Genomic DNA, 18993 nt, shown 5'->3' on the forward strand with positions numbered 1-18993 from the left:
TGCACAGATGGATGAGTCGGTAGTCCTGACCGCGCTCGCACCCCGCCTGCGCTGGTTCGTCGCCGTCGGGCGGACGGAGCACGTCACGCAGGCGGCGGACGAGCTGGGTGTGCCGCAGTCCACGCTCTCCCGCGGGATCGCCCGCCTCGAACGGGAGCTGCGGACCTCGCTGTTCGTCCGCAGCGGCCGGTCGGTCCGGCTCACCCGCGAGGGCCGGCTGCTGCTGCGTTACGCCGAGCGCGCCCTCGCCGAGCTCGCCACCGGTGCCCGCGAGCTGGCCGGCGAGGTCGACAGCGTGAGCGGCCGGGTCACGCTGGCCTTCCTGCCGACGCTCGGCGCCGAGGTCGTCCCGCGGGTGATCGGCGAGTTCCGCGCACGCCATCCCGGCATCCGGTTCGACCTGGTCCAGGACGCGCACGCGGTCCTGCTGCAGCGGCTGCGGGCCGGGGAGGCCGACCTGGCGCTCACCTCCCCGCTGCCCGAGGAGGCCGGGCTGGCCGCGCAGCCCCTCGGCGAGGAGGAGCTGCGGCTCGCGGTGCCGGCCGACCACCCGCTCGCCCCCCGCGCCGAGGGCATCCCGCTGGCCGACGCGGCGGGCGAGGCGTTCGTCGGCTTCCTGCCGGGCTACGGCCTGCGCACCATCGTCGACGCCTGGTGCCGGGAGGCCGGGTTCACCCCGCGGCTGGCCTTCGAGGGCGGCGACACCGCGACGCTGCGCGGGTTCGTCGGCGCGGGTCTCGGTGTGGCCCTGCTCCCGGTGTCGCACCGGGAGCCGCCGCCCGGCGTCGTCGAGCTCCCGCTGACGAGCCCGCGCACCAGCCGGGTGATCGGCGTGGTGTGGCCGCGGGACCGGCCGGCCAGCGCCCCGGTCCGGGCGTTGCGCCGGTTCCTGCTGAACCGGGACGCCCCGCTGTTCCCGGCATGAGAGGCTCGGCGCATGGTGATCGACGACGAGGGCCGGGAGGTCGAGGTCCCGGCGGGGGTCGAGCGGATCGTGTCGATCGTGCCCTCGCTGACCGAGGCGGTCGGGGCCACGGACCGCTCGCGGCTCGTCGCCGCCACGGACTGGTGCACCCACCCCGCGGACCTGGACGTGCCGCGGGTGCGCGGCACCAAGAACCCCGACGTGGAGGCGATCGTCGCGCTCGAGCCGGACCTGGTGCTGGCCAACCAGGAGGAGAACAAGCCCGGCGACCTGCAGCGGCTGCGGGACGCGGGCCTCGCGGTCTACGTGACCGACATCCGGACGGTCGACGGCGGGCTGGACTCCCTCGGCCGCATGCTCGCCGCCTGCGGGTTCGACGAGCCGGCGTGGCTCGCCGAGGCCCGCCGGCTGTGGGCGGCCCTGCCGGAGCCGGCCGAGCGGCGCCGCGCGGTGGTGCCGATCTGGCGCAAGCCCTGGATGGCGTGCGGCTCGGACACCTTCACCGGTGCGGTGCTCGCCCGGCTCGGCGTGGACAACGTGCTCGCCGGCTCCCCCGAGCGCTATCCGCGGTTCGACCCGGCCGACCTGCCCGCGCACGATCTCGTCGTGCTGCCGGACGAGCCGTACCTCTTCACCGCCGCCGACGGCCCGGAGGCCTTCACCGCACCGTCCGTCCTGGTCAGCGGGCGGTTGCTGACCTGGTACGGGCCGAGCCTGGTGGAGGCGGCGCGGGTGCTGCCCGAGGCCCTGGGCGGCCGGGAGCGGCGCGGTTAGGAGGCCTGCGGGAGGCGGGCCTCCCGCAGGGCGCTGCGGCGGATCTTCCCGGCGTCGTCGCGCAGGGGGTCGGCGGTGAGCTCCACGGTCCGCGGCACCTTGTACGGGGCGAGCCGGCCGCGCACGAACTCGCGCAGCTCCTCCTCCCCCGACTCCCCCGGCTCCTCGCCCGCCACCTGCACGATCGCGTGGACCACGTTGCCGTAGTCCTCGTCCGGCAGGCCGATCACCGCGGCCGAGAGCACCGCGGGGTGCTCGCACAGCGCGGCCTCGACCTCCGCCGGGTACACGTTCGCCCCGCCGACCAGGATCATGTCGGTCTGCCGGTCGGCCAGGTAGAGGTAGCCGTCGGCGTCGAAGGAGCCCATGTCCCCCAGCGACTCCCACCCGTCGCGCTCCCGGGCCTCGGCGCCGATGTAGCGGTAGGTCGGCGCCTCCCCGTCCGGCCGCATCCAGATCTCACCGACCTCGCCCGGCGGCAGCTCGCGGAAGTCCTCGCCGCGCACGCTCATCCGGCCGCGCTGCACCCGCCCGACCGAGCCGGGCCGCGCCAGCCACTCCCGGCCGTCGATCATGCAGTTGGCCTGCGCCTCGGTGCCCGAGTACAGCTCGACGACGGTCTCCGGGCCCACCCAGTCCAGCCAGCCGCGCTTGACGTGCGGCGGGCAGGGTGCGCCGACGTGCAGCACGGTCCGCAACGACGACAGGTCGGCGGCCTCGCGGACCGCCGCGGGCAGCCGCAGCATCCGGCCCATCATCGTCGGCACCACGTACAGCCAGGTCGCCCGGTGCGCGGCGACGAGGTCCAGCGCGCGGGCGGCGTCGAACCGGCCCATGAGGACGACGTGGTGCCCCTGCAGCAGCGCCATCAGCGAGAACATGTACGGCGCGTTGTGGTAGAGCGGCGCGGTCGACAGGAACACCCCGTCCCGGTCGATCCGCAGCAGGGGCGCGCGGGCGAGCACGGCCTCCACGCTCGCCTCCTGCCCCGCGACGATCAGCTTCGGGCGTCCGGTGCTGCCACCCGAGGTCGGCGCCTTCCACGAGGGGCCGACGACGTCGGGCAGCGGCGTGGCGTCGCCGGCGGACAGGTCCTCGTCCCCGGTCAGCCACGGCCGCCCGTCGCCGGGGTCCAGGCCCACGACCAGGGCCGGATCGGCGAGCCCGACCAGCGCGGCGAGCTCCGCGGGCGGGAGCCGGTGGGACAGCGGCTGCGGCACCGCCCCGAGCTTCCACGCCGCCAGCGAGCACTCGACGTGCCGGATCCCGTTCGGGAGCGCGATCGACACGAAGTCGCCGTACCCGACCCCGAGCGCGGCGAAGCGGCGGGCGAGCCGGGTGGAGCGGTCGTCGAGCTCGCGGCGGGTCACAACGCCGTGCTCGTCGGTCAGCGCGGGGCGGTCCGGCCCGGCCGCGGCGAGCTCGCGCAGCCGGACGGCGAGGGCGGTACTCATGCGCAGGCCTCCCCCCCGACGGGCAGTGTGACCGGTTCGCCGGGCGGCGTCCCGGTGAGAGCGTCGGCGCGGGAGTGCGCCGGGTGGCGCAGGTGGGGCCGGAGAGCGTGGGCAGGCATCTCCGCGAGCATCGCCCACCGGCTCGTGTGCGGCAAGGTCGCCGAGGGCGTGCCGAGCCCCGACCACACCACCGATCCGTCCCGTACCGGTACCGATCGTGCCGCGACGCCCTCCTCGGGGCTTCCGCCCCTCCCGATCGGCCGCCGGGCACGGTCCCTCGGCCCTGTCGGCCGCCGGCGCGGGCTCCCTAGCGTGGGCGCGCCCTGTCCGGATCCCGGAGGAGACGACGATGGACCTGAGGACGACGTTCGACCGCCTGACCGACGCCTGGAACGCCCACGACGTCGACGGGTTCGTGGCCCCGTTCGCCGAGGACTGCGAGCTCACGCTGCCCGGTTTCGACGCCAAGGGCCGCCAGGGACTGCGCGACTTCTGGGCCGAGAACGAGAAGGCCTTCCCCGACAACCAGGTCGTCGTGCACCGCACCTACGTGGACGGCGACACGGTCGTCGAGGAGTCGCTGTTCCGGGGGACGAACACCGGACCGCTGGGCAACCCCGACGGCACGGAGACCCCGCCGACCGGCGCCCGCATCGAGGTCCCGTTCGCGGCCGTCTACACGGTGCGGGGCGACGAGGTCGTCCGCGTCCGGATGTACTGGGACCAGCTGGACATGCTGGCCCAGCTCGGCCTGCTGCCGGAGTAGAGGATCGTGCCGCGCGCCGCCGAGGAGCCTCGTCGAGCCGTCGCGGGCTCCCCCACGGCGCGCGGCGGCCCTACCGGCTCGCCTTCAGCAGGTCGGCGCACTTCTCGCCGACCATCATCGTGGTGATGTTGGGGTTGATCGCGGGCAGGAAGGGCAGCACGGAGGCGTCGGCCACCCGCAGGTTCTCCACCCCGCGCACCCGCAGCTGCGGGTCCAGCGGCGCCCTCGGGTCCGTCGCCGGGCCCATCTTCACCGTGCAGGCCGGGTGGTAGACGGTGTTGTGGGTCTTGACGACGTAGTCCTCGATCTCGTCGTCGCGCACGGCCTCGGGCCCCGGCGCCAGCTCGCGGGCCACCCACTCCTTCAGCGCGGGCTGCTCGGCGATCCGCCGGGCCAGCCGGATGCCCTCGGTCATGACGCGCATGTCGTGGCCGTCGGGATCGGTGAAGTACCGCGGGTCCACCCGGGCGCGGTCGCGGAAGTCCCGGCTGCGCAGCCGCACCGTGCCCCGCGACCGGCCGCGCGTGACGTTCGGGGTGAGGCAGAAGCCGTTGTCCGTGGTCGGGTAGCCCCAGCGCACCGTGTTGAGGTCGAACGGCACGGAGCCGTAGTGCATCATCAGGTCCGGCCGGTTCAGCCCCGGCAGCGTGCAGTGGAACAGCCCGATCTCCCACCACTGCGTGGACCGGGCGACCATCGGCCGGCCCGCGTCCCACATGACCAGGCCCTCGACGTGGTCGTCGAGGTTGCCGCCCACACCGGGGGCGTCGACGAGGACCTCGACCCCGAACTCCCGGAGGTGCTCGGCGGGGCCGACCCCGGAGAGCATCAGCAGCTTGGGCGTGTCGATCGCGCCGGCGGAGAGGACCACCTCGCGGTTCGCCCGCACGATCTCCCGGCCCGGTCCGATGCCGCGCTGGTACTCCACGCCCGTGGCCCGGGTGCCCCCAGGACTGTCCGGGCTGAAGAGCACGCGGGAGGCCCAGGAGTCCGTGCGGACCTCGAGGTTCGGCCGGGTGTCCATGACCGGGTGCAGGTAGCTGACCGACGCCGACGCCCGGGTGCCGTCCGGGAACGAGTTGATCTGGAAGAAGCCGGCGCCCTCGGTGATCGTGACGCCCTCGTTGAACCGCACCGTCGGCAGCCCGACGGCCGCGCACGCCTCCAGCACCGCGACGCCGCACGGGTCGTCCGGCGGGATCTGCATGATGTTCACGGGCCCGGAGCGGCCGTGGCCGTGGTGGGCGGGTCCGCGCCACTGCCCGTCGTTGGTCTCCAGCCGGCGGATCAGCGGCCAGCACTCGTCGGCCGACCAGCCCTCGCAGCCCAGCGCCGCCCACTCGTCGAGGTCCTCGCGCGGGGTCCAGAACGCGATGCAGGAGTTGTGCGAGGAGCAGCCGCCGAGCACCTTGGCCCGGGCGTGCCGCAGGAAGGAGTTGCCGTGCTCCTGCGGCTCGACGAGGTAGTCCCAGTCGTAGCCGGAGTCCAGCAGGTACATCCAGTCCTCGAGGCGCAGGACGGCCGGGTCCCCGACGTCCGACGGGCCGGCCTCCAGCAGGCACACCGTGACCGACGGGTCCTCGGACAGCCGGGCCGCGAGGGCGCAGCCCGCGGAGCCCCCGCCGACCACGACGTAGTCGAACGTGCCGGTCTCGCCGGCACCCGGCGCCTCCCCGATGTGGATCCCCGTCACGGCAGCTCCCCCTCCATCTGTTCCATCTGCTGGGCCATGTGCTCGGGCAGCGTGCCGAGCTGGTGGCGCCCCTTGAGCCGGAACCACACGAGCCCGACCAGCGCGACCGCCCCGATGAAGAGGAACGCGATCCAGCGCACGACGCCCTCGCCGTAGACGTCGGCCCGCGGCCAGGCCAGGTTCAGTGCCATCGCCGCGCCCCACAGCACGGCCAGGACGTTGATCGGCAGGCCGAGCCTGCCGAGCGAGAAGTAGCCGCCGGTGGCCCCCTCGGGCCCGGGCCACTGCCCGCGGAACCGCTTGACGAGCATCGGCACCGTCACGAGCAGGTACGCCAGGTAGATCATGATGACCGCGACGCTGGTGACCGCGGTGAAGATCGCCGGCGTCCCGATGTTCACGGCCAGGATCAGGACGGCGACGACGCCGATGAGGATCGCCGGGATGACCGGCGTCTTGCGCTTGGGGTCGATCCGCGCCAGGCGGGCTCCGGCCGGCAGCGCGTTGTCGCGGGCCATCGCGAACATCAGCCGGATGCCCGCGGTGTGCACGGCCAGTGCGCAGACGGTGATCGCGACGACGATGCAGACCAGGAACACCTTGCCGAGCGGGCCGCCGAGGGCCTGCAGCACGATGAGCTGGAGACCGCCCGACGCCATCCCCAGCTGCGGGTCGTCGAGGTCCGGCGCGGCCAGGATGCCGAACAGCAGGATGCATCCGCCGATGACGAAGGACGCGATCACGGCGCGGAGGATCGCGCTCGGCGCCGTCTTGCGCGGGTCGACCGTCTCCTCGCCCAGCGAGCTGGCCGTGTCGAAGCCGTACATGACGTAGGCCGAGGCGATGGAGGCCACCAGGAACACCGCGAAGTAGCCGCCGGGCTGCCCGGCACCGATGTCCTTGGTGTCGAAGAAGACCGACGGCGGGTTCACGACGTTGATCGCGAGGATGACCACCAGCAGGATCGCGGCGATCAGCTCGATGAACACGCCCGTGCTGTTGATCCGCGCCATCAGCTTCACGCCGAACGCGTTGACGAGCGTCGTGAACAGGATGAGGATCGCGCCCCAGATGACGGCGCTGTACCCGAAGTCCGTCGTGTCGCTGCCGTCGCCCACCAGCTGGAAGCCGGACCAGATCTGCGGCAGCGTGACCTGGTAGGCCAGCACCACGGCGGCGAGGGTGACCACGGACGCGGTGAACATCATCCAGCCCGCCAGCCACGAGACCGTCGGGCCGGCCAGGCGCTTGGACCAGTTGTAGACCGACCCCGCGACCGGGTAGCGGCCGGCGAGCTCGGCGAAGCAGAGCGCCACCATCAGCTGGCCGACGAACACCATCGGCCAGGACCACCAGTACACCGGCCCGCCGAGCCCGAACCCGAAGTAGAACAGCTGGAAGGTTCCGGTGAGGATCGAGATGTAGCTGACGCCGGCGGCGAAGCTCGCGAACTTGCCGATGCTGCGGTCGAGGGACTGGCTGTAGCCGAACTCGGAGAGTCCGTGGTCGTGCTGCTCGTGCTCGGTGGTGCTCACCAGGCCTCCCGGCGGATCAGCCCTTGAACCACCCCTGCGGCGCGGGGGCGGTGTTGTGCCAGACGTGCTTGGCCTCCTGGTACTCGTGGAGACCGGCGTGCCCGAGCTCGCGGCCGTTGCCGGACCGCTTCATCCCGCCCCACTCCGCACCGGGCACGTACGGGTGGTAGTCGTTGATCCACACGGTCCCGTGCCGCAGCGCGGACGCGACCCGGTGCGCCCGGCCCATGTCCCGGGTGAACACCGCGCCGGCCAGGCCGTACTCGGTGTCGTTGCCCAGCTCGATCGCCTGCGCCTCGGTGGTGAACCGTTCCACGGTGAGGATCGGGCCGAAGGTCTCCTCCCGGATCACCCGCATGTCCCGGCTGACGTCCGTGATCACCGTGGGCAGGTAGAAGTAGCCCTTGGCCAGCGCGGGGTCGTCCGGCCGGGCGCCGCCGCAGACGACCGTCGCGCCCTCCTCCCGCGCCGACGCCACGAAGCCCTCGATCTTCGCCCGGTGCGTCTCGGAGACCAGCGGCCCGACCTCGACGCCCTCCTCCAGACCGCTGCCGAGACGGATCCGGGCGGCGCGGCGGGCGATCTCGGCGACGAGGTCGTCGTGCAGGGGGTCCTCGACGATCAGCCGGGCGCCCGCCGAGCAGACCTGCCCGGAGTGCAGGAACACCGCGAGCATCGCGTAGTCCACGGCGAGCTCGAAGTCGGTGTCGGCGAAGACGATGTTGGGGTTCTTGCCGCCGAGCTCGACCGCGGTGCGCTTGATCGTCTCGGCCCCGGCGCGGATGATCGCCCGCCCGGTCGCGAGGCCGCCGGTGAAGCTGACCAGGTCGACGTCCGGGTGGCCGGTCAGCGGGGCGCCGACCGTGGGCCCGTCGCCCAGCACGATGTTCACGACGCCGGCCGGGACCCCGGCCTCCTCGCACAGCTTCACGAGGTGGACCGAGGTCAGCGGCGTGACCTCGCTCGGCTTGATCACCACGGTGTTGCCGGCGGCCAGCGCGGGCGCGACCTTCCACGACAGCTGCAGCAGCGGGTAGTTCCAGGGCGTGACCAGCGCGCACACGCCGACCGGCTCGTGCACCACCCGGCTGACGACGGCCGGGAGCCCGGTCTCGACGAGCCGTCCGGCGTCCTTGTCGGCGAGGTCGGCGTAGTAGCGGAAGACCGCGGTGACGTCGTCGACGTCGATGCGGCTCTCGGTCAGCGTCTTGCCGGTGTCGAGGGTCTCGGTGTGCGCGATCTCCTCCTTGTCGCGGACCAGCAGGTCGGCGATGCGCCGGAGCAGGGCGCCGCGCTGCGGGGGCTCCGTGGTGCGCCACGGCCCGGAGGTGTCGTCGAACGCCCGACGCGCGGCGGCCACGGCACGGTCCACATCGGCCGCCGAGGCCTGGTCGACCGACCGCACGACCGAGGCGTCGAAGGGGTTCACCACCTGGGCGGAGCCACCCGTCCCGGAGGTCCACCGGCCGTCGATGAAGAGGTCAGGCACGGCCGGAAGCGTGCTCCGAACCCCGTACAGGGTCAAGCAGACCGGGCATACCCGCCCCTATAGTTCCGTCATGGGCAACACGGATCGCCCGCGGGACGGGGGCGTGCAGTCCGTGGACCGCGCCATCACCGTCCTGGAGATCCTGGCCCGCCGCGGGGAGGCCGGGGTCAGCGAGGTGGCCGTCGAGCTCGACGTCCACAAGTCGACCGCGTTCCGGCTGCTGGGTGCGCTGGAGGAGCGGGGGCTGGTCGAGCAGGCCACGGACCGCGGCAAGTACACCCTCGGGTTCGGGCTGATCCCGCTGGCCGGGGCCGTCTCCGGGCGGCTCGACGTCACGCGGCTGGGCCGGGAGTCCTGCGAGCGCCTCGCCCAGGAGTTCGGCGAGACCGTCAACATCGCCGTGCTCCAGGACCGCTACGCCGTCAACGTGCACCAGGCCCGCGGGCCGTCGACCGTCCTGACCTACAACTGGATCGGCCGCATCACCCCGCTGCACTGCACCTCCAGCGGCAAGGCGCTGATCGCCTGGCTCGACCCGGCCGACCTGAACACGCTGCTCAAGGACGTGCTCGAGCACCCGGAGCCGTTCACCGAACGCACCCTGACCGCGCGCGACGCGGTCGAGGCCGACCTGCGCCGGGTCCGCGACACGGGGTACGCGGTCGTCGTCGAGGAGTACGAGATCGGGCTCAACGCCGTCGCGGCCCCGATCCGGGACCAGACGGGCCACGTCGCCGCCGCGCTGTCCCTCTCCGGCCCGAGCTACCGCCTCCCGCCGGAGCGCCTCGAGGACCTGGCCCCGCCCGTCGTCACCGCCGCCCGGGACATCAGCCGCAGGATGGGCTGGTGGGAGTAGGGCGGAAGGAGCACCAGCGCTGTTCGATCATGGGTTCACCGCACCGGTACTGATCGAAGGGGGCGCCCACCGCACCAGGTCGAAAGCAGGCCGGCTGCGACCGCTGCGGAGCCGCGGAAGACCACCGGCCGGCCCGGAACCCCGGTCCGGACCTCGACGCTCGCCGTGGCGCGAGGGTGCCGAGCACCGGACGATCTTCGCGGGGTTTCGGGGAGATCGCGTGGGACGATCAGCACGCGCCGCTCGGCCGAGGTGGGTGTGAGCACTTCCCGATGTTGGAAGGCCTCACCCCGCCGTACTCAACGCCTCCGCCGCCCGTGCGCGGTCGGTGAAGGTCCAGCCCCACCGACCGCGCACGGGGGCGTGTCAACGCGCGGTCACGGGCGGAGCCGCTTCCCCTCGGGGTCGAACAGGGGCTCGGCGGCGACCACACCGGGCAGCCGGGCACCGAAGTACTCGACGGCCACCGGGGTGCCCGGGGCGGCGAGGTCGGCGGGCAGCCAGGCGTAGGCGATGCCGGCGTCGATCGTCGGGCCGTAGGCGGCGCTGGTCACGAACCCGACGGGGGTGTCCCCGGAGTAGACCGGCTCGGCGCCCAGGACGACGTCCGTCGGCTCGTCCATGACCACCGGGACCAGCCGACGGCGGGGTTCCGCGGAGACCGCCGCCGCACCCGGGTACTCCCCCGGCTTGACCGCGAACCCGAGGCCGGCCTCGAGGGGCCGGTCCTCGCTGGTCATGTCCACGCCGCTGGCCCGGTAGCCCTTCTCCAGGCGCAGGCTGGTGAACGCGTGCCGTCCCGCGGCGACCATCCCGTGCCCGGCGCCGGCCGCCCAGAGCGTGTCCCAGAGCGCGAGGCCCTGGTCGGCCGTGGTGTAGAGCTCCCAGCCCAGCTCGCCGACGTAGGACACGCGCAGCGCGAGCACCGGGACCGCGCCGACGTGGATCCGGCGGGCCCGGAAGTAGCCGAACGAGAGGTCGTCCGTGCTCACCGACGACAGCACGTCCAGGGCCCGCGGGCCCCACAGCCCGACGCCGCAGGTCCCCGCCGTCACGTCGCGCACGGACACCCCGGGCGGGGCGAGGCGGCGCAGCCGGTCGACGTCCACCTCGCCGTTGGCCCCGACCTGGAACAGCTCCTCGCCCAGCCGGGTCACGGTGAGGTCGGAGAGCACGCCGCCGGCCTCGGTGAGCATCAGGGTGTAGACGACCCGGCCCACCGCGACGTCGACCTCGTTGCTGGTCAGGCCGTCGAGGAAGGCGCAGGCGCCGGCCCCGGCGACCTCGACGCGGGTCAGCGGCGTCATGTCGTACAGGGCGACGCGGTCGCGCGTCGCGAGCGCCTCGGCCCCCGCGATCGGCGACCAGTGCCGCGAGGCCCATTCCCCGCGGCCCGGGATCCGCGCGACCTCGGGCAGGCCGGCGTTGGCCTCGAACCACAGCGGCCGCTCCCAGCCGCCGATCTCGGTGAACACCGCCCCGAGCTCCTGCTGGCGCAGCTGGAAGGGGCTGGTGCGCATCGGGCGCGGCCCCGCCGGCGGGTCGAGCGGGTGCGCGATGTCGTAGACCTCGACGAAGTTCCGCGCGGCCCGCTGCGCGACGTAGGCCGGCGCGCGCTGGGCCTCGGTGAAGCGGTTGAGGTCGCAGGCGTGGACGTCGAGCGACGGGTGCCCGTCGACCAGCCACTCCGCCAGCGCCCGCGCGACGCCGCAGGAGTGCGTGACCCACACGGCCTCGGCCACCCAGTAGCCGCGCAGGTCGGGGTGCTCGCCGAGCAGCGGCATGCCGTCCGCGGTGAAGGAGAACACGCCGTTGAAGCCGTGCTCGACCTCGACGCCCTGCAGGGCGGGCAGCAGCGCCTGCGCGTCCGCGAAGGCCGGCGCCCAGTCCTCCGGCGTGAAGTCGAGCGACGACGGCATCGCGGTGTGCGTCGGCAGGTTCGCCGGGTCGACCGGGATCGGCCGGTGGGCGTAGGAGCCGATGCCGAGCCGCTCGCCGTGCTCGCGGAAGTAGAGGTCGCGGTCCTGGTGACGCAGGATCGGCGCGACCGCCTCCTGGGCGCCGCGGTCCCGCAGCCCCGGCACCGGGGTGGTGCGGGCGTACTGGTGCGCCATCGGCAGCAGCGGGGTGGGCAGGTCGACCAGGGCCCCGGTCAGCGGCCCCCAGAACCCGGTGCACTGCACGACGACGTCGGCCGGGAAGACCTCCTGGCCCCGGCCGCCGCCGGCGGCGGCCGACTCCGTCCGGGCCCCCGTCACCCGGCCCTTGTCGCGCAGCACCTCCACCACGCGCTGCTCGCCGAGGAACCGCGCGCCGCGCGCGATCGCGCGCCGGGCCTGGGCCTCGACGGCCCGCGGGGCCTTCGCCAGGCCGTCGGTCGGGATGTGCAGACCGGCCAGCACGCGGTCCGCGGGCACGAGCGGGTGCAGCGCGGCGCACTCCTCCGGCCCGACGACCGTCGACTCCACGCCCACCGAGCTCAGGTACCCGTGCCGGCGCCACAGCTCGTCGACGCGGGCGGGCTCGGTGGCGACCTCGAGGCCGCCGACCTGGTTGAAGCACCACTGCCCGTCCAGGTCGAGGGAGGACAGCTTCTCGACGGTGTACCGGGCGAACCGCGCCAGCGTGCGCGAGGGGCTGGCCTGGAAGACGAGTCCCGGCGCGTGCGAGGAGGACCCGCCGGGCAGGGACAGTGCACCCCGGTCCAGCACGGTGACGTCGGTCCAGCCCCGCCGGGTCAGCTCGTCGGCCACCGCGGCGCCGACGACGCCGGAGCCGATGACGACGACGCGGGGTGATGCCGAGGTGGTCACGGGGCGGTTCACGAGGCGGCGAACCGGCGCACGCCCGCGGGCAGGTGCGGGATCTTGTCCGACAGCTGGACGTAGACCGCGCCGTCCTCGATCACGACCGTGTGCGTGCGGACCGGGTACCGCGCGACGAGGCCGTCCGCCTCCCCGGTGCGCAGGTCGAAGATCGCGGCGTGCAGCGGGCACTCGACGGCGCAGTCCTCGACGAAGCCGTCGGCGAGCGAGGCGTCGGCGTGGGTGCAGGTGTCGTCGACGGCGAAGAGCTCGCCGTCGTCCGTGTGGAAGAGCGCGACCGGCGGGCTGCCGGGGAGGTCGGTGAGTCGCAGGGCGGCGCCGCGCGGGAGATCGGCGAGCTGGCAGGCGAAGTTCATGGGCCGCGTCCTCGGATGCCGGGCTGACAGGCGGGGGGCTGTGCGTACTGCGGAACGTGCAGCACCACGCGCAACACGGTGCGGCCCGACACCACCCACTGTCAAGGGTTGGACGACATGCGTGACGGAGATGTCCGGATTCGACCCGAGCCGGAAACACCCCGATGATCGGGACTGGGCCGAACGGCCGCAGGGTGGCGCCGCGGCTCGACCACCCGGGGCCACGAGACCGGTCCCTTCGCGCCGACGGCGGTGAACAGCGGGTCCGGCCGGTCGACGAAGTCGACGTCGATCTGCTGGACGTCGGCGTCGACCGGGAGGACCGCGGGAAGGAGGAGAGGGGCCGCGGCCGGAGCGAGGGGCTGCGGACGGCCGCGGGACGCGGGAGGAACGGACCGGGAGGCCCGCCCGGCCGGTCGACGGGCCGGGCGGGCCGGCCGGCGTCAGCGGGCGCGGCGGCCCCGGTTCCAGCCGCCGAGGATGCCCAGGGCGTCGAGGAGGCCGGCGCTGAACTTGCCGAGTGCGCGTCCGAGGTTCTTCAACTGCGTCTCCCGAGATACGTACGGACTGGGGGCGGACACCACACGGTCTCAAACGGGTGACGGGCGTGCACGGGTGGGCCACGGCCGGGTCAAGGCCGTGACCCGGGGCCGACGACCGGACGACGCCGCTGCTCACCCGGGGCGCGGGCGCGCACGGACCCCCTGCGCCGGGCCGGGTCCGGCGGTTCGGGGCCGTGCGGTGGACGCGCGGGGTCGATCGGTGGGCGGCGCGCGCGGGGCGGCCGGGATGGAATGCTGAGCCGAGGCCCCCCCCCGAGATCGAGAGCAGGAGCGCACGTGACCGTCACCGTCGTCGTCGGCAACCCGAAGCCCGCCAGCCGCACCCTCCAGGCCGGCACCGCGCTGGCCGAGAAGCTCACCGGCGCCGCGCCCGACCACGTGATCGACCTCGTCGAGCTCGGCCCGGGCCTGCTGGGCTGGGGTGACGAGGCCGTCGCCGCGGCCGTGAAGACCGTGCAGGAGTCCGCGCTGGTGGTGTTCGCCAGCCCGACCTTCAAGGCCACCTACACCGGCCTGCTCAAGCTCTTCCTGGACCAGTTCGCCGGCGGCACGGGGCTGCAGGACGTCGTGGCCGTGCCGCTGATGCTGGGCGCCGGGCCGGGGCACGCCATGGCGCCCGACCTGACCCTCAAGCCGGTGCTGTCCGAGCTGGGCGGCACGTGCGCGCTCCCGGGTCTCTACCTCATCGACGCGACCTGGTCGGAGGGGCCGGAGCTCGCGGACTACGCCGAGCGCTGGAAGCCGGTGGCGACCGCCCTGATGGCGCTGCGGTGACCGATGCCGTCCACGATCCCGCCGTGCAGGCCCTCCGGGAGCTGGGCCGCCAGCTCGACCGCACGATGGCCGACCTCGGCGAGGCCCGCCGGCGGGTCGACCAGCTGGAGCAGCTGCGGGCCCGCGGGCTGAGCTGGCACGAGATCGTCACGCAGGAGGAGCGCCCGCTGGTGGTCGAGGCGCTCACCCGCGCGCTCGACGACCTGGGCACCGTCGGCGGCCGGTTCCGCCGGGAGGAGGCGCGGGCGCTGCAGCGCGAGGAGGTGTCGATCACCCGGATCGGCAAGCTCTTCGGGGTCAGCCGGCAGCGTGTGTCGGCGATCCTGCACGAGACGCCCCGGTCGCCCCGGCCGTCGGGCGGCGGTGTCAGCGCCGCTCGGTGATCTCGACGCCCACCGCGGCGAGCAGCAGGGCCCCGACCGGCACGAGCTGGTCGGGGCCGATCCGGCAGCCGCGCAGGGCGAGCGGGCCGCGCAGGGCGTCGACGGTCGAGCCGTGCAGGTCGGTGCCGGCCAGCCGGGCGTCCTCCAGGGAGGCCTCGCCGAGGTCGCAGCGCAGGAAGGCGCAGTCGCGGGCGGTGAACCGGTAGAGATCGGCGCCGCGCAGCGACGTGTCCTCGACGTGCAGGAACGTCCCGGTGGCCATCCGGAACCGGGCGAGGTCGGCGCGGCAGCCGGAGATCCGGACGTCGTTGAGCCCGGCCCCGTTCAGCTCGGCGCCGGTGAACCGGCAGTCCGTGAACGTGACGCGGGTGAACACGGCGTCGTCGAGCACCGCGCCGGAGAGGTCGCAGCGGTGGAACTCGGTGTCGCGGCAGTGCAGCCCGCTCAGGGTGCGCCCGCCGAGGTCGACGCCGGAGAACCGGCACTCGTGCAGCCGAAGGTCCGCGACGTGCTCCGGCAGGACCAGGTCCGGCCCGGCCTCGACCCCGTCCCACAGGTCCCCGGTCTCCGGCGGCCCGGTCGCCGGGTCGTACGACGACGGGAGGTCGGGCGGGTCGGGCTGGGTCTTGGCGGTTCGGGTCCTGCGGGCCACACCGCGACGCTACCGGGGCGGCCGTCCGCGCCGGGTGGTCCCCGCAGCGGGCCCGGCGGGAGCGTCTGCTCTCACGCCACCGCGACGCCCGCTCGGGCCGGTCGGCACGCCGGCTCGGGCCCCCCGTCAGACCGGCTCGGGCCCGGCACACCCGCCCGAGCCCTGCACACCTGCCCGAGCCGCCCTCACACCCGCCCGAGCCCTGCACACCCGGCCGAGCCCGGCACACCCGCCCCGGCCCCGCACACCTGCCCGGGACCGCCCTCACACCGTCGAGGTCGGCGGCACAGGTCGTCGACGGGGTGTGCGGGGCTGGAACGGGTGTGAGGACGCAGGAGGCGGGGGTCGGCAGCGCCGGCACCTTCGAGACCCGCGGCGCCCGATCCACCTGGCCGGCGCACGAGGCCCAGGATCGCGACGGCGCCTCGACCACACCCGAACCGGCGCGACACACCCGGTCGACGGGCTGTGCGACGCGGGCTCCGGGTGTGGGTCCGCGCTTCGACGGGTGTGCGGCTGCGGCGCTGCGGGGTGCTGCTGCTCGGGTGGCCCCTTGTGGAGACGGCCCGTCAGCGCCGGCGGGCGGCCCGGCGGTGCCGCAGCACGGCGAGCGGCCGGACGAGCAGGGCGGCCACGCAGAGGCCCAGCACGACGGCGGCCGGGGCGCCGGCCGCGACGGCCGCGAGGAGGCCGCCCGCGAGCACCACCATCACCACCGCGGCGACCACCGCGAGCCGGACGGACGGCTCGGTCGCGCCGCCGAGGCCGACCCGCCGGGCGGGGCGGGCGGACGGTGCCAGGCAGGCCCGGCGGAGCACCCGGAACTCCCGGACCACCGGCCTCGCGTTAGCCATGTCTAACTGCTACCCCTGGCCACCCCTACCGAACAAGGGAAATCTCAATTTCGGACACGTCTCACAGCCCGGGAACGCCCAGCACACGGTCCAGGTAGGCGTTGCGGAAGCGGCCCTCGGGGTCGAGCCGGTCCCGGAGCGCGACGAAGGCGTCGAAACCGGGATAGAGCGTGCGGAGCTGCTTGGCCGTCCGGCTGTGCAGCTTTCCCCAGTGCGGGCGCCCGGCGAGCGCGGCCATCACCGACTCGACGGCCCCGAAGTACGCCTCGTGCGGCCGCCCGCGCGCGACGTGCACGGCGAGGTAGGCGGTGTCGCGGCCGGCGGCCGTGGACAGCGGGATGTCGTCGGCCGCGGTGACCCGCACCTCCACCGGCACCGTCACGTCCCCGCCGTGCCGCACCGCGGCCGCCCGCAGTCCGGCGAACGCCTCCCCCAGCGCCGCACGGGGCACGGCGTACTCCATCTCCAGGAAGCGCACGCGCCGCGGGCTGCAGAAGACACGGTAGGAGCGGTCGACGTACTCCGGCGCGGCCATCCGCCCCGCCATGAGCCGGTTCAACCGGGGCACCAGCGCCGGGACGCGCGCGCCCAGCCCGCAGGCGGCTGCGAACCCGGCGTTGCCCAGCAGCTCGTCGCCCACCCACTCGGCCGCCCGGCCACGCCGAGGCGCATCCAGGTCGGTGCGGTTGTTCCGTTTCAGCACCGCGAGCTCGGTGTGCGGGAACCAGTAGAACTCGACGTGGTCGTTCGCGGCGGCGAGCCCGTCGAGCCCGTCGAGGACCTCGGCCAGCGGCAGCGCCCGCTCCACCGCGTGCAGCCGGAACGCGGGGACGGTCTGCAGGGTCACCGCCGTGAGCACGCCCAGCGCGCCCAGCCCGACCCGCGCGGCGTACAGCACCTCCGGGTTCTCGTCCGGGGTGCAGCGCAGCAGCGACCCGTCGGCCAGGACCATCTCCAGGCCGCGGACCTGCGCGGCGATGCCCCGATAGCCGGCGCCGGTGCCGTGCGTGCCGGTGGAGATCGCGCCGGAGATCGTCTGCGCGTCGATGTCGCCCAGGTTCGGCAGCGCTCGGCCGTGCTCCCACAGGAGCGCGTTGAGCGCGCGCAGCGTGAGCCCCGCGGGCACCGTCGCGAGGCTGCCGTCGAGGGTCACCGACGGGGTCGAGGGCGGCCGGATCGCGACCCCGTCGGGCACCCCGATCCCCGTGAACGAGTGGCCGCTGCCCACGGCCTTGACCCGCAGCCCCTCCCGGGCCGCGGCCTGCACGGCCGAGGCGACCTCGCCGGCGTCGCGCGCCTCGACGACCCGGGTCGGCCGGGCCCGCTGGTTGCCCGACCAGTTCCGCCAGGTCGCCGCCGGCACGGCGGCTCAGTCGACGGTGCCCGCGAGCAGCGGCTCGAACGGGACGTCCGGGAACTTGCGGATCACCACGTCCATCCGCCACTTGTTGCTGAACACCGCCAGCCGCACCCCGTCGCTGCGGGTCAGCACCTCGCACTCCGACTGCGTCGAGAGCGCCTGCTCGCCGGCCTCGTCGGTGACCCGGGCGACCTGGTAGGGCAGGTGCTCCAGCGTGATCGGGGCGGAGAACTCGGACGCCATCCGCGCGGCCACGACGTCGAACTGCAGGGGGCCGACGGCGGCGAGCACCGGCGCCTGGTCGCCGCGCCGCTCCGAGCGCAGCACCTGGATCACGCCCTCGCCGTCGAGCTGCTCGATGCCGCGGCGGAACTGCTTGCTCTTGCCGGCGTCGGCGCAGCGGGCCACGGCGAAGTGCTCGGGCGCGAAGCTGGGGATGGCCGGGTAGTGCACCGGGTCCGCGGCGTAGAGGGTGTCCCCGGGGCGCAGCGCGTTGGCGTTGACCAGGCCGACGACGTCGCCGGGGAAGGCCTCCTCGACGGTCGTGCGCTGGCTGCCGAACACCGACTGCGCGTACTTGGTGGCGAAGGGCTTGCCGGTGGCGGCGTGGGTGAGCACCATGCCGCGCTCGAAGCGCCCGGAGTGGATGCGCAGGAAAGCCATCCGGTCGCGGTGCGCCTTGTCCATGCCTGCCTGGACCTTGAAGACCAGGCCGGAGAGCGGGGCGTCGAGCGCACGCGGGCGGCCCTCGGCGTCCTCCCGCTCCGACGGGGGCGGGGCCAGCTCGACCAGCGCGTCGAGCAGCCGGGCGACGCCGATGTTCGACAGCGCCGCCCCGAACAGGACCGGCGTGGCGGTGCCGGCCAGGAAGTCCTTCTCGTCGAACTGCGCGCCGATCTCCTCCAGCAGGGCGATCTCGTCCTGCGCGGTGGCCCAGAACTCCGGCTCCTCGGCGGCGATCACCTCCGCCGGCACGACCTCGGCGCTCGCCCGGGTGGCCCCGCCCGCGGCGCGGGTGTAGCGGGTGAACTCCCCCGTTGCGACCTCGATCAGCCCGCGCAGCTCCCCCGCGACGCCGAGCGGCCAGGTGACCGGCATCGGCCGCAGCCCGATCGTCTGCTCCACCTCGTCGAGCAGCTCCAGCGGCTCGCGGCCCGGCCGGTCCCACTTGTTCACGAACGTGATCACGGGGATCTTCCGGGACCGGCAGACGTCGAACAGCTTGAGGGTCTGCGGCTCGAGGCCCTTGGCGGCGTCGAGCAGCATCACGGCGGCGTCGACGGCGGCGAGCACGCGGTAGGTGTCCTCGGAGAAGTCGCCGTGGCCCGGGGTGTCGAGCAGGTTGACGACGGCGTCGGAGTACGCGAACTGCAGCACCGCGCTGGAGACCGAGATGCCGCGCTGGCGCTCCATCTCCATCCAGTCCGAGGTGACGCCGCGGCGGCCGGACTTGCCGTGCACCGCACCGGCCGAGTCGATCACCTCGGCGTGCAGGGCGAGCGCCTCGGTGAGCGTGGACTTGCCGGCGTCGGGGTGGCTGATCACCGCGAACGATCGCCGCCGCCCGGCCTCCGCGAGCACGTCCCCCGCAACGGCCGATCCGACCTGCACCACCTGCGCACTCCCTCCGCCGCGGCCCCGTGGCACGCGCCGTGATCCAGGGTAACCGCCGGTCAGGGGTGCCCGGCGGGCGCGGGGACCCGGCGGGACGTGTCGTCGCGCACCGGTCGGCCG

At 74.4% G+C, this 18993-nt stretch carries 16 protein-coding genes; 6 read left to right on the top strand and 10 right to left on the bottom strand.

The genetic code is table 11. The annotated features are described in order from the left end of the window. The first annotated feature begins 7 nt into the window (after nucleotides 1-7). Both ACFQH9_RS03650 and ACFQH9_RS03655 read left to right on the top strand, forming a co-directional pair. Entirely contained in the window at nucleotides 8-925 is a 918-nt protein-coding gene (locus ACFQH9_RS03650; RefSeq protein ID WP_379564163.1) for a LysR family transcriptional regulator, read from the top strand. 12 nt (nucleotides 926-937) lie between these two features. After that, the gene (locus tag ACFQH9_RS03655; protein WP_379564165.1) at nucleotides 938-1699 is read left to right on the top strand and encodes a helical backbone metal receptor; all 762 of its coding nucleotides are present in this window, start codon (nucleotides 938-940) and stop codon (nucleotides 1697-1699) included. Here ACFQH9_RS03655 and ACFQH9_RS03660 read toward each other — a convergent pair. Continuing rightward, nucleotides 1696-3153 carry an AMP-binding protein gene (locus tag ACFQH9_RS03660; RefSeq protein ID WP_379564167.1) on the bottom strand — a complete coding sequence of 486 codons (1458 nt, stop codon included), beginning with the start codon at nucleotides 3151-3153 and terminating at the stop codon, nucleotides 1696-1698. The genes ACFQH9_RS03655 and ACFQH9_RS03660 overlap by 4 nt on opposite strands. Nucleotides 3154-3502: 349 nt before the next feature. Between ACFQH9_RS03660 and ACFQH9_RS03665 the strand changes: the two genes are divergently transcribed. Continuing rightward, complete coding sequence (locus ACFQH9_RS03665; protein WP_379564169.1) at nucleotides 3503-3919, top strand: ester cyclase; 417 nt, start codon at nucleotides 3503-3505, stop codon at nucleotides 3917-3919. A gap of 70 nt (nucleotides 3920-3989) precedes the next feature. On the opposite strand, the gene ACFQH9_RS03670 is transcribed toward ACFQH9_RS03665, so the two are convergent. From ACFQH9_RS03670 to ACFQH9_RS03680, 3 genes are read right to left on the bottom strand one after another with little or no spacing between them, the layout of a single operon-like run. Continuing rightward, a complete protein-coding gene (locus tag ACFQH9_RS03670) occupies nucleotides 3990-5612 on the bottom strand; it encodes a GMC family oxidoreductase (RefSeq protein ID WP_379564171.1) in 1623 nt (540 codons plus the stop codon). After that, a complete protein-coding gene (locus tag ACFQH9_RS03675; protein WP_379564173.1) occupies nucleotides 5609-7147 on the bottom strand; it encodes an APC family permease in 1539 nt (512 codons plus the stop codon). The genes ACFQH9_RS03670 and ACFQH9_RS03675 overlap by 4 nt, the downstream gene beginning before the upstream one ends. A gap of 16 nt (nucleotides 7148-7163) precedes the next feature. Next, nucleotides 7164-8636, bottom strand: a complete 1473-nt coding sequence (locus ACFQH9_RS03680; RefSeq protein WP_379564175.1) for an aldehyde dehydrogenase family protein — start codon at nucleotides 8634-8636, stop codon at nucleotides 7164-7166. Nucleotides 8637-8706: 70 nt separating this feature from the next. On the opposite strand from ACFQH9_RS03680, the gene ACFQH9_RS03685 reads away from it, so the two are divergent. Continuing rightward, the gene (locus tag ACFQH9_RS03685; RefSeq protein ID WP_379564177.1) at nucleotides 8707-9492 is read left to right on the top strand and encodes an IclR family transcriptional regulator; all 786 of its coding nucleotides are present in this window, start codon (nucleotides 8707-8709) and stop codon (nucleotides 9490-9492) included. Between the two features lie 377 nt (nucleotides 9493-9869). Here the strand turns inward: ACFQH9_RS03685 and ACFQH9_RS03690 are convergent, their stop codons facing one another. Both ACFQH9_RS03690 and ACFQH9_RS03695 read right to left on the bottom strand, forming a co-directional pair. After that, nucleotides 9870-12305 carry a GcvT family protein gene (locus tag ACFQH9_RS03690; protein ID WP_379564179.1) on the bottom strand — a complete coding sequence of 812 codons (2436 nt, stop codon included), beginning with the start codon at nucleotides 12303-12305 and terminating at the stop codon, nucleotides 9870-9872. A gap of 8 nt (nucleotides 12306-12313) precedes the next feature. Then, on the bottom strand, nucleotides 12314-12673 hold the full coding sequence (locus ACFQH9_RS03695) for a bifunctional 3-phenylpropionate/cinnamic acid dioxygenase ferredoxin subunit (protein WP_379564181.1): 360 nt from the start codon (nucleotides 12671-12673) through the stop codon (nucleotides 12314-12316). 839 nt (nucleotides 12674-13512) lie between these two features. On the opposite strand from ACFQH9_RS03695, the gene ACFQH9_RS03700 reads away from it, so the two are divergent. After that, a complete protein-coding gene (locus ACFQH9_RS03700) occupies nucleotides 13513-14010 on the top strand; it encodes an NADPH-dependent FMN reductase (protein ID WP_379564183.1) in 498 nt (165 codons plus the stop codon). After that, nucleotides 14007-14393, top strand: a complete 387-nt coding sequence (locus ACFQH9_RS03705) for a hypothetical protein (RefSeq protein ID WP_379564185.1) — start codon at nucleotides 14007-14009, stop codon at nucleotides 14391-14393. Before ACFQH9_RS03700 ends, ACFQH9_RS03705 begins: the two co-directional genes overlap by 4 nt. Here the strand turns inward: ACFQH9_RS03705 and ACFQH9_RS03710 are convergent. The 4 genes from ACFQH9_RS03710 to ACFQH9_RS03725 all read right to left on the bottom strand — a co-directional run bounded on the left by ACFQH9_RS03710 (nucleotide 14377) and on the right by ACFQH9_RS03725 (nucleotide 18873). Continuing rightward, nucleotides 14377-15045, bottom strand: a complete 669-nt coding sequence (locus ACFQH9_RS03710; protein ID WP_379564187.1) for a pentapeptide repeat-containing protein — start codon at nucleotides 15043-15045, stop codon at nucleotides 14377-14379. The genes ACFQH9_RS03705 and ACFQH9_RS03710 overlap by 17 nt on opposite strands. 569 nt (nucleotides 15046-15614) lie before the next feature. Then, nucleotides 15615-15899 (bottom strand): hypothetical protein, encoded by a 285-nt coding sequence (locus ACFQH9_RS03715; protein ID WP_379564189.1) that lies wholly within the window; start codon nucleotides 15897-15899, stop codon nucleotides 15615-15617. A gap of 61 nt (nucleotides 15900-15960) precedes the next feature. Then, nucleotides 15961-17262 (bottom strand): D-arabinono-1,4-lactone oxidase, encoded by a 1302-nt coding sequence (locus ACFQH9_RS03720; protein ID WP_379564191.1) that lies wholly within the window; start codon nucleotides 17260-17262, stop codon nucleotides 15961-15963. Between the two features lie 6 nt (nucleotides 17263-17268). Next, complete coding sequence (locus ACFQH9_RS03725) at nucleotides 17269-18873, bottom strand: peptide chain release factor 3 (protein ID WP_379564193.1); 1605 nt, start codon at nucleotides 18871-18873, stop codon at nucleotides 17269-17271. Nucleotides 18874-18993 lie beyond the last annotated feature (120 nt).

Source organism: Pseudonocardia lutea, from assembly GCF_042658055.1.
In the GTDB taxonomy this organism is placed as follows: domain Bacteria; phylum Actinomycetota; class Actinomycetes; order Mycobacteriales; family Pseudonocardiaceae; genus Pseudonocardia; species Pseudonocardia lutea.